This is a genomic window from Rhizomicrobium sp. (assembly GCF_056722145.1).
Genome location: NZ_JBWZET010000205.1, coordinates 1 through 9,269 on the forward strand (window position 1 = coordinate 1; position 9,269 = coordinate 9,269).

General features: G+C 64.2%; 14 protein-coding genes. All 14 read left to right on the forward strand.

Annotated elements, in window-relative coordinates; genetic code table 11:
• Positions 1–143 precede the first annotated feature (143 nt).
• The 14 genes from AC1P6P_RS10920 (at position 144) to AC1P6P_RS10985 (ending at position 9,184) form a co-directional block, all read left to right on the forward strand.
• Positions 144–515: a hypothetical protein gene (locus AC1P6P_RS10920; RefSeq protein WP_481402469.1), complete on the forward strand. Its 372-nt coding sequence runs from the start codon at positions 144–146 to the stop codon at positions 513–515.
• 2 nt (positions 516–517) lie between these two features.
• Positions 518–955 (forward strand): DUF4054 domain-containing protein, encoded by a 438-nt coding sequence (locus AC1P6P_RS10925; RefSeq protein WP_481402470.1) that lies wholly within the window; start codon positions 518–520, stop codon positions 953–955.
• Positions 943–1,467, forward strand: coding sequence for a hypothetical protein (locus AC1P6P_RS10930; RefSeq protein WP_481402471.1), 525 nt, complete (start codon positions 943–945; stop codon positions 1,465–1,467). Before AC1P6P_RS10925 ends, AC1P6P_RS10930 begins: the two co-directional genes overlap by 13 nt.
• Positions 1,464–1,871: a hypothetical protein gene (locus AC1P6P_RS10935; protein WP_481402472.1), complete on the forward strand. Its 408-nt coding sequence runs from the start codon at positions 1,464–1,466 to the stop codon at positions 1,869–1,871. The genes AC1P6P_RS10930 and AC1P6P_RS10935 overlap by 4 nt, the downstream gene beginning before the upstream one ends.
• The gene (locus tag AC1P6P_RS10940; protein ID WP_481402473.1) at positions 1,868–2,371 is read left to right on the forward strand and encodes a phage neck terminator protein; all 504 of its coding nucleotides are present in this window, start codon (positions 1,868–1,870) and stop codon (positions 2,369–2,371) included. The genes AC1P6P_RS10935 and AC1P6P_RS10940 overlap by 4 nt, the downstream gene beginning before the upstream one ends.
• A gap of 1 nt (position 2,372) precedes the next feature.
• On the forward strand, positions 2,373–3,863 hold the full coding sequence (locus AC1P6P_RS10945; RefSeq protein WP_481402474.1) for a DUF3383 domain-containing protein: 1,491 nt from the start codon (positions 2,373–2,375) through the stop codon (positions 3,861–3,863).
• Positions 3,864–3,875: 12 nt separating this feature from the next.
• Positions 3,876–4,316 (forward strand): phage tail fiber protein, encoded by a 441-nt coding sequence (locus AC1P6P_RS10950; RefSeq protein WP_481402475.1) that lies wholly within the window; start codon positions 3,876–3,878, stop codon positions 4,314–4,316.
• Complete coding sequence (locus AC1P6P_RS10955) at positions 4,316–4,852, forward strand: hypothetical protein (protein ID WP_481402476.1); 537 nt, start codon at positions 4,316–4,318, stop codon at positions 4,850–4,852. Before AC1P6P_RS10950 ends, AC1P6P_RS10955 begins: the two co-directional genes overlap by 1 nt.
• 146 nt (positions 4,853–4,998) lie before the next feature.
• On the forward strand, positions 4,999–6,426 hold the full coding sequence (locus tag AC1P6P_RS10960; RefSeq protein ID WP_481402477.1) for a phage tail tip lysozyme: 1,428 nt from the start codon (positions 4,999–5,001) through the stop codon (positions 6,424–6,426).
• Complete coding sequence (locus AC1P6P_RS10965) at positions 6,423–7,031, forward strand: hypothetical protein (protein WP_481402478.1); 609 nt, start codon at positions 6,423–6,425, stop codon at positions 7,029–7,031. The genes AC1P6P_RS10960 and AC1P6P_RS10965 overlap by 4 nt, the downstream gene beginning before the upstream one ends.
• A complete protein-coding gene (locus AC1P6P_RS10970; RefSeq protein WP_481402479.1) occupies positions 7,028–7,324 on the forward strand; it encodes a phage baseplate plug family protein in 297 nt (98 codons plus the stop codon). Before AC1P6P_RS10965 ends, AC1P6P_RS10970 begins: the two co-directional genes overlap by 4 nt.
• Positions 7,324–8,208: a baseplate hub protein gene (locus AC1P6P_RS10975; RefSeq protein WP_481402480.1), complete on the forward strand. Its 885-nt coding sequence runs from the start codon at positions 7,324–7,326 to the stop codon at positions 8,206–8,208. The genes AC1P6P_RS10970 and AC1P6P_RS10975 overlap by 1 nt, the downstream gene beginning before the upstream one ends.
• Positions 8,209–8,215: 7 nt before the next feature.
• The gene (locus AC1P6P_RS10980; RefSeq protein WP_481402481.1) at positions 8,216–8,836 is read left to right on the forward strand and encodes a Gp138 family membrane-puncturing spike protein; all 621 of its coding nucleotides are present in this window, start codon (positions 8,216–8,218) and stop codon (positions 8,834–8,836) included.
• 9 nt (positions 8,837–8,845) lie between these two features.
• A complete protein-coding gene (locus AC1P6P_RS10985) occupies positions 8,846–9,184 on the forward strand; it encodes a contractile injection system sheath initiator (protein ID WP_481402482.1) in 339 nt (112 codons plus the stop codon).
• Positions 9,185–9,269 lie beyond the last annotated feature (85 nt).

Sequence of the window (9,269 nt, forward strand, 5' to 3'; positions counted from 1 at the left end):
CGGCACGTGGGGCACCATCCTGCGCTACCCGATCGCGGTCGCGCGCATGCTGGACATGTAAGCGAAACCTGCCTTCCCATAGCCCCGCCTGCCTTCCCTCTGGGCAGGCGGGGTTCCGATGAAGACAGGACAAGGAGCCCCCTATGATCGTCGGTTGCAAACTTCCCCACGGCCACACCATCGAGCACGAAGGCGAGACCATTGAACTCAACGGCGGCAACGTCGGCTATGACGCCAACAACCCGTGGCGGCAGGGAGCGGCGCCGGACTCTGTGGACCGGGTGTCCGGCGCCGGTCTGACCGTGCTCGATGGCGCGCAGGCAAAGGCGTTCAAGGGCTGGTACGACCTGAACAAGGGCGGTGGCCCGATTGCCTCGGGCGCGATCTTCTTCACCGAGAAGGCCGACGACACGAAGGCCGAGGCCAAGGCGCGCGAGGACGTCAAGACTGGCGTCGAGGCCCTCGATCCCGCCAAGGACCTGCCGAAAGGTCTGGAAACCGCGAAGGAAGACTGATCATGGCCGTTGCGGCATTCAACTATGCCGCCTGGGTCACTCGGTATCCCGAGATGGGGGCGGTCAGCGCAGAGCAGGCCGCCCTTTTCTTTACCGAGGCCGGGCTCTACCTCGACAACACCGACTGCTCGCCGGTGACCGATGTGACGCGCCGGCTGATCCTGCTCAACATGCTCACGGCGCACATCGCTACACTCTCTGGCGCGCTCGAATCGACGGGGCAGCCATCCGGCACGATAGGCGCGGTTTCAACGGCATCGGAGGGCAGCGCCAGCGTGTCGTTCGACACCGGCCTGATGCCTGGCACGGCGCAGTGGTATCGCCAGACCCAGTACGGCCTTTCGTTCTGGCAGGCGACGAAGAACCTGCGCGGCGCGGTCTATGTGCCGGGCCCAGCCTACATCGCAGATCCGTGGGCTAACACGCCATGGCAGCGGTAAGCGGCGGCGATGGACTGTCGCGAAAGCTGGTCGAGATCGGCAATGCGCTGAGCAAGGCCCGCGAAGTACATGTCGGCTTCCTTGAGGGCGCGACCTATCCAGATGGCACCCCTGTCGCCATGGTGGCCGCGATCAACAATTTCGGCGCGCCCGAGGCCGGCATTCCTGCTCGGCCCTTCTTCACCGACATGATCGCGAAGAACTCGCCTGATTGGGGCGACATTTTCAGCAACGTGCTCAAGGCCGCCAACTACGACGCGCAAAAGGCACTGGCGCTGATGGGCGACGGCATGGCCGGCCAATTGCGCGAGGCGATCGTCGACATGGACGGCCCCGCCAACTCGCCGGTGACAGACCTGCTCAAGGAACGCTTCCCCACGCGCGATGGCATGACCTTCGCCGATGTGATGCAGGCCCGGCACGATGTGGCGGCGGGCGAGACGGCGCCGGCCGGCAAGCCGCTGGTCTGGTCCGGCACCATGCTGAACAGCGTCGATCGCGAGGTCGTGTGATCAACGTCCGCGCCCTCGCCAACCGATCGGTGCAGCGGGTCAACCCCAACGTCGCGGCGACGCTGCGGCGCTCGACCGGCTATACCACGGGCGATAGCGGCAAGCGGGCGCCATCGTATGCCCCTGACGAGCCGATCATCGTTCAGGTGCAGTCGCTCACGCAAAGCGAACTCGAGCATCTCAACAACCTCAACATTAGCAACGGCCAGGCCAGCGTTTTCGTGAATACGCAACTGTCGAGCGTCGATCGGCCATCGCAGTCCGGCGGCGATCTGATCGTGTTCGACACCGATCCACGCATCCCTGCGGCTCTCCGTGGCCAGACATGGCTGGTCGTGGCGCTGCTCGAAGGATGGGCAACTGCAGGCTGGTGCAAGGCTGCAATCACGAGCCAGATGCCATGACCCCTGCAATCACCTCCGAAGATGCCTTCATCGCGCTGCGCACGTTCCTGCTCGACATCGTGCCGGTGGGCACGGAAATTGTCCAAGGTCTGGACAATCGCGTGCCCATGCCTGGCGTTGACGGCTGGGTCGTGATGACCGAAACTCGCCTTCAGAAAATGGCGCAGACCACCCACGACTACTCCCCGGACGCAGGTCAGAAGACCGTCGCGCGTTCGACCGCGCTGCACTACCAGCTCGACGTCTACGGCGAGGCAGCGGCCGATACTGCGCAGGTGATCACGACGCTGCTGGCCGATGCCCACGGCGTCGACGCGCTCAAGCCGTCGGGCATCGCGCCGCTCTATTGCGAAGACCCGTTGCAGATGCCGCTGCTGGCCGGCGAGCAGCAGTACATCAAACGCATGATGGTTCGCTGCGCACTTCACGGCATCATCGTGGTGACGGTGGACCAGCAATTCGCCGACAATCTGATTACTACCTTGACGGAGTTCCATTGACATGGGCGCGAGCATTCCGGTTTCCCGTTTCGTGAACGTGCTGCCGAGCGTGATCAGCGCCGGTGGCCAGGGCCTCGACCTTGTCGGCCTGTTCCTCACTTCCTCGACGCAGATTCCCTACGGCGTGGTGCTGTCATTCTCCACCGCCGCCGATGTGGCGACGTACTTCGGTGCCCTTTCGACCGAAGCGACGCTGGCGACGGTCTATTTCGCCGGTTACGATGGTTCTCCGATCAAGCCTGCGAAGATCTATTTCAGCCAGTACGCAACGGCGCCGATCGCCGCCTACCTGCGCGGCGGCTCGATGGCCGGCACCACGCTCGCCCAGCTGCAGGCGCTGTCGGGCACCCTGACGATCACCGTAAACGGCTCGGCGAAGACCTCGTCGACCATCAACCTCTCGGCGGCGACCTCGTTCTCGAACGCCGCGACGCTGATCCTCGCCGGCTTCACGTCGCCCGGTTTCACGGTCAGCTATGACAGCCTTTCGGGCGCGTTCGTGTTCCTCGACTCGACCACCGGCACCAGCTCAACCCTGACCGTCGCCACTGGCACACTCGCGGCCGGCCTCAAGCTCACCAGCGCCACCGGTGCGGTGCTCTCGCAGGGTGCTGCCGCGTCGGTGCCCGGATCGGCCATGGATGCCGTGGTGGCGCTCAATCAGGACTTCGTCAGCTTCTCGACCACGTGGGAGCCGAGCGATTCCGACAAGGTGGCATTCGCGCAGTGGGCCGATGGCAAGTCGCAGCGCTTCGCCTATGTCGGCTACACCAACAACGCGGCGGCGACCACCAACGGCGACACCACGTCCTTCGGCCCGCTGGTCGTGGCTGCCGGATACGATTCGGTCATCCCGATCTATGACCCCACGAACGGCGCCAGCGTGTCTGCGTTCGTGATGGGCGCGATCGCCAGCCTCGACACCAATGCGACCAATGGCCGCGCCACGCTGGCCTATCGCACCGGCAATGTCTCGCCCGGCGTGACCAACCAGACTATCGGCGACAATCTGATCAGCAATGGCTACAACTACGTCGCTTCGGTGGCTGAGGTCGTCGACGCGTTCGTGATCTTCTACCCCGGCCAGATCACCGGCAGCTTCGACTGGATCGATAGCTGGGTCTCGCAGGTGTGGCTGAACAACCTGTTGCAGAACGCGCTGTTCCAGCTGCTCGTCGATGTCGGCCAGATCCCGTACAATGACGACGGCTATGCGCTAATCCGCGCCGCGATGCTCGATCCGGTGCAGAAGGCGGTGAACTTCGGCGCGATCCGCGCTGGCATCACGCTCTCGAACGCCCAGAGCGCCGAGATCGACAACCTTGTGGGCGGCAATGCCTCGGACACGGTCCAGCAGCGCGGCTGGTTCATCAAGGTGGACGATGCGGCCGCGGACGTGCGTGCGGCCCGCGGCTCGCCTTCGATCCATCTGATCTACACCGATGGCCAGTCGGTGCAGCGCATTACGCTCAACAGCGTCGCCGTCCAGTAAGGGGCCCTGACAATGAACACCCGCACTTTGACTTCGGCCAATGCGATCCTGCTGATCGGCGTGACCGGGCTCTATGACACGCCGCAGCGCATCCAGGGCTTCTCGGCTGACGACATCACCGACACCGACCAGGTCGGCAACGCGCAGGTCTCGATGGGGCTCGACGGACGCCTTTCCGCCGGGTTCGTGCCGATGGCGATTGCGCAGAACATCACCCTGCAGGCCGATAGTCTCTCGGTCGATTTCTTCGAGAACTGGATGGCGACCGAGCGCCGGGTGCGCGAAAAATTCATGTGCTTCGGCACGTTGGTCGTGCCCAGCATCTCGAAGGAATACGCGATGGTGCGCGGCGTCCTGACCAATGGTCCCCTGACGCCCGCGCTCGGCACCACGGTCAAGCCGCGCCGCTACACGATCACGTGGGAGAACATTCAGCCGGCGATGATGATCTGATGCGCAAGCACAAGGTTCTCACGATCGAGGCTGATGGCCGCGACAAGGGCAAGTCATTCCTGCTGGTTGAGATGCCGGCATTCGCCGCCGAGAAGTGGGCGATGAAGGCCATGCTGGCGCTCGGCCGCGCCGGCATCGAAGTTCCCGACGAGGTTGTCCAGGCCGGCGCTGCGGCGTTGATCGCGGCGGGCGTCGGCGCCTTCACCCGCATCGGCTATGACGACGCGGAAGGCCTGATGGACGAGATGCTCGGCTGCATTGCCTTTGCACCCGACCTGTCGCGCAAGGACCCGCAGCAGCCCGATCGGCCGATGACGCGCCCGCTCAACCGCGGCGATGCGTACAACGACGGCGACATCGAGGAAGTCGCAACGCTGCTCAAGCTGCGCATGGAGGTCGCGGAACTGCACGTGGGTTTTTCCATTCCCGCCGTGCTGTCGAGCATGGCGGAGAGGTGGATCGCTTCACGCCCGCAGCCTTCGTCAACGTCCCCGCAAGCTGCGGAACCGTCATCGCCGGTGACCGAGCCAGCCTGATCGAACTTCAGACGGTCTATGGCCTCGAAGACCTCTACGACCTGCTCGAAGTCATGACCGTCACCTCGGAGAACGAGCGGCGGGCGATGAAGGCGGCAGAGAAGGGAACCGACTGATAGCCTGAGGTTACAGCCTCGGAGCGCCCCATGGCCACCAACATCCTCGATGCCTTCTTTGTTACGTTCGGCCTCGACGCCAGCGGTTTCAAGGACAGCGCCGCTGAAGTCGATCGCACATCGAAACGAACGCGCGACGAGGTCCGCAAGACCTTTTCCGGCCTTGAGGATCAGGGCAAGAACCTCGGGCAGGCATTCCGCACCGTCCGCAACGAGGCGATCGGGCTGTTCCTCGCCTTCACCGGGGCGTCCTCGCTCACCGGGTTCATCTCCGGCATGATCTCGACCTCGGCCACCGCCGATCGGCTTGGCCAGACATTGGGCATGACCACCGGGCGCGTCGTCGCCTGGCGGCAGGCGATGAAGGAGATCGGCGGCTCCCCGGGCAGTGCCGACGCCGCTTTGCAGGCGATGGAGCGAGCGACGCAGAACTACCGGCTCACTGGTTCGTCGGGCATGGATGCCGACCTGCTCGGGCTCGGTATCAATCGCAGCGACTTGCTGGGCAAAGACCCCGGGCAATTGCTCGTACAGATGGCGCGCGCCCGCGACCACATGAGCGGACCCGAGTTTGCGGCGCGTCTCGGCCGGGCCGGGATGCCACAGGAAATGACCTATTTCCTGCAGCAGGGCGGGGACAAGGTTGCAAAGATGATCGCGGCTTACGAGAAGAACTCGTCGGTCTATGAAAAGCAGGCGAGCGAGGCGGAAAAGCTCCAGAAGTCGCTGGCAGACCTCAACAACACCCTGATGAAGGAACTTGTCCCGCCGGTCACCAAGATCGCGGAACTGTTGAACCGCCTGTTGGGTCACTTCGGCGAGACCACGCCCGCGCTGCCCGGTATCGGCGGAAAGCCGATGGGGACCATCGCCGGCATCCCGTATTACGGACCCGCACCGGGCGGCAAGGACACCGGCAGCGGCAATGCGGCGCAATCGTGGCTTGAGACGCATGGCGTTGCACCCGATGTTGCCATGGGAATCGCGGCAGGCATTTACGCCGAGGGTGGCGGCCTCGGGATGGCAAAGAACGGTGCCTTCGGGATCGGTCAGTGGCGCGGCGCTCGGCTCGCCAGGCTACGAGCCCAGTTCGGCGCGAATCCGACGTTCGAGCAGCAGATGCAATTCCTGATGTGGGAACTGAAGGGTGGCGATCCGGGCGGTAAAGACGTGCTGTCGTCGCACACTTCGGCGATCGCCTTGTGGGCGTACATCACGAAATTCATGCGGCCTCAAGGTGCGCATTGGGAGCATCTCGGAGACTGGCTCGGCGACATGAAGCGCGGCTCAGGGTACGTCCTGCGCGGCGGGTTCCATGCCAACAAGGGCGGCGTCCACATCCACAAAATCGTCGTCAATACCCATGGCAAGGATGGCCATAAGATCGCTCACGACATCAGCCATAACCTCAAGAAACGCGGTATCGTCGCGCGCGCTGACGGCGGGGTGGCGCCATGAGCGCGCTCTACCCTGACGTGCCGCTGACGCTCGGTGTCCCATCGGTGCTTCGCGACCTCACGAACCCCGGCACCGGCACCGACGCCTTGTTGACGCAGGACAGCGCCGACGTCGGCCAGTTGGCCGCGCAGCAATGGGGCATCTTCAAGGACGGCGGCGCCGTGCTCGAAGCTGACAACGTCATCGCCGTGAATTACCGGGCCGAATATCGCATCGCCGACTATCCGATCGAGCAAGGCGGCTTCGAGAGCTACGACAAGGTCGCGATGCCGTTCGATGCCGTGGTTCGCATGACGAAGGGGGGTGCCCTGGCCGACCGAGCGGCTTTCCTCGCATCCTTGACCGCGATGCAGACGGATCGCGAGATCTACGATGTCGTCACCGCTGAAGCGACGTACGCCAGCGTCAATGTCGCGCACGTCACCGTCGACCGCAGCGCCGAAAGCGGCGCTGGCCTCATTGTCGCCGACGTGGGCCTGATCGAGATCAGGCAGAATGCGACGGCCAAGTTCTCGAAGACCAAGGACGCCGCCAGCGCCGACACCGTCAACAATGGTCCAACGCAGGCGACCAGCGCGCCGGCCAATCCAGGCACAGTGAAATGACCCCGCAGTCGACCATCCCCCTATCGGCGGTTCCGTCGCAGGAACTGGCAGTGCAATTGGGTGGCCAGCGGTGCCGGCTAGAGGTGTCCCAGAAACGCACCGGGCTTTACCTCTCGCTCTATCTCGCCGACGTGCCGATTGTGACGGGCGTGCTCGCACGTGACCGCACGTGGATTGTCCGCGACGCCTATCTTGGGTTTACGGGCGACCTGGCGTTCATCGACACCCAAGGCGTCGCCGATCCCGATTACACCGGCCTCGGCACCCGATTCCTGCTGGTCTGGGGCACCTGATGGCTTTCGCGCGGCGCATCATCAACCTGCAGTTTCAACTCGGCAAGGGCGACTTTGGCGAGGCCGGCGCGGACACGGTCGACCTTTCCGGCCTTCGCTGCTCGGCGAACATCACGAAGGCTGGCTCGGCAAGCAACGCGAACTGCGAACTCCGGGTCTGGGGCATGCCGCTCGATCTGATGAACAAGCTGACGATCCTCAACAAGCTCGCGTTCGGCCAGCAGATCGACAACTCGGTCACGGTGCTGGCGGGCGACGAAAAGTCGGGGCTTGCTGTCGTGTTCGCCGGCACGATCATGGAGGCATGGGCTGATGGCCGGAATGCCCCCGACGTGATGTTCCACGTCTCGGCGACCTCGGGCCTGTTCCAGTCGATCAAGCCGATCCCGCCAACCAGCTACAACGGCAGCGTCGACATCGCGCAAGCGCTCGCCGGCCTGGCGACGCAGATGGGGCTGACCTTCGAGAATAGCGGCGTCACCGGACAGATCGAGAGCCCCTACTGGCCCGGATCAGTCAAGCAACAGATCGAGAAGGCCTGCACGGCGGTAGACTGCATGCATGTGATCGACGACGTCAGCCGCGTCCTCGCCGTCTGGCCCAAGGGGCAGGCGCGCGATGGCCAGTCAGTGCAGCTTTCACCGGACAGCGGCATGGTGGGCTATCCGAGCTTTACGCAGAACGGCGTGCAGATCACCTCGATCTTCAACCCCAGCCTGTCGTTCGGTCGCAAGGTCAATGTCGAGAGCCAGTTCAAGTCGGCGGCGGGCGAGTGGGTGGTGGCATCAATCAGCCACAACCTCGATGCGCTCGTGCCCGATGGCGAGTGGTTTACCGAGATCGAGTGCTCGCTGATCGGTGCGCCGGTCGCGATCATCAACTGAGGCGACCATGACCGACAAGGCCTATACCGGCTTCGCAAATCTCCCCGACACAATGGACGACCTCGACCGCATGAGGTTCGTCATCGGGCAGGCAATGAACGGCATCGTTACCGCGACGCTGGTGCAGGTAAAGGCGGTCGATGCGACCAAGGGCACTGTCGACGTGCAGCCGATGGTGCACCAGGTCGACGGCGCCGGCAACGCGATCGATCACGGCACCATCCACGCCATGCCGTACCTGTCCCCGCGCGCCGGCGGATCGATGGTGAAGTTGACCCCGCGAACTGGCGACATCGGCCTCGCCGTGTTCTGCCACTCCGACACATCGAGCGTGCGTAAGACGAAGGCGCCCGCCCCGCCGAGCTCGCGCCGCCGGTTTGATTGGGCTGACGGGATCTACCTCGGTGGCCTGCTCGGCGCCGCCCCGACACAGTTGATCGAGGTCGACGACGACACCGGCATCACCATCACCGCGGCCTCGGGTAAGCCGATCACGCTGAACGGCAATGTCACCGTCAACGGCACCCTGGCCGCGACCGGCGACGTGACCGGCAATGGCACCTCGCTGCACACACACAAGCACTCCGGCGTCACCACAGGCACCGGCCAGACCGGCACTCCGGTGTAGGGTTAGATTATGGCCTCAACATTGCTCCTCGACCGCAGCGCCAACGATCTCTGCCTCGATGCTGGCGGAAACATTGCTGTCGCGACGGAGCCCTATTCACAGGCGCAGGACGTGGCGTGCGAGTGCAAGGTCTGGGCAGGGGAATGCTATTTCGACACCACGCGCGGGCTGCCCTACGCAGATCAGATACTCGGCCGGTTCCAGCCCGTGCAGTTGCTGAAACAGAAGCTCGCCGCGGCGGCTGAACTTGTGCCCGGCGTCACCGGCGCGACTATCTTTCTGACTGCCGTGACAGCCCGGGCGATCGGGGGGCAAGTGCAATTCAAAAGCGGGAGCGCCAGTCTATGAGCGGCAGCAACGTCCCGCAGCCCGAATTCACCACGGCCGGCGTCGCATTGCCCGCCGAGAGCGACATTGTGGCCGGCTTCTGGGC

Coding starts and splice junctions, on each gene's coding strand:
- AC1P6P_RS10970 (WP_481402479.1), top strand. CDS start 7,028: ATGACCCCGCAGTCGACCATCCCCCTATCGGCGGTTCCGTCGCAGGAA.
- AC1P6P_RS10965 (WP_481402478.1), top strand. CDS start 6,423: ATGAGCGCGCTCTACCCTGACGTGCCGCTGACGCTCGGTGTCCCATCG.
- AC1P6P_RS10975 (WP_481402480.1), top strand. CDS start 7,324: ATGGCTTTCGCGCGGCGCATCATCAACCTGCAGTTTCAACTCGGCAAG.
- AC1P6P_RS10940 (WP_481402473.1), top strand. CDS start 1,868: ATGACCCCTGCAATCACCTCCGAAGATGCCTTCATCGCGCTGCGCACG.
- AC1P6P_RS10930 (WP_481402471.1), top strand. CDS start 943: ATGGCAGCGGTAAGCGGCGGCGATGGACTGTCGCGAAAGCTGGTCGAG.
- AC1P6P_RS10960 (WP_481402477.1), top strand. CDS start 4,999: ATGGCCACCAACATCCTCGATGCCTTCTTTGTTACGTTCGGCCTCGAC.
- AC1P6P_RS10925 (WP_481402470.1), top strand. CDS start 518: ATGGCCGTTGCGGCATTCAACTATGCCGCCTGGGTCACTCGGTATCCC.
- AC1P6P_RS10945 (WP_481402474.1), top strand. CDS start 2,373: ATGGGCGCGAGCATTCCGGTTTCCCGTTTCGTGAACGTGCTGCCGAGC.
- AC1P6P_RS10985 (WP_481402482.1), top strand. CDS start 8,846: ATGGCCTCAACATTGCTCCTCGACCGCAGCGCCAACGATCTCTGCCTC.
- AC1P6P_RS10950 (WP_481402475.1), top strand. CDS start 3,876: ATGAACACCCGCACTTTGACTTCGGCCAATGCGATCCTGCTGATCGGC.
- AC1P6P_RS10955 (WP_481402476.1), top strand. CDS start 4,316: ATGCGCAAGCACAAGGTTCTCACGATCGAGGCTGATGGCCGCGACAAG.
- AC1P6P_RS10920 (WP_481402469.1), top strand. CDS start 144: ATGATCGTCGGTTGCAAACTTCCCCACGGCCACACCATCGAGCACGAA.
- AC1P6P_RS10980 (WP_481402481.1), top strand. CDS start 8,216: ATGACCGACAAGGCCTATACCGGCTTCGCAAATCTCCCCGACACAATG.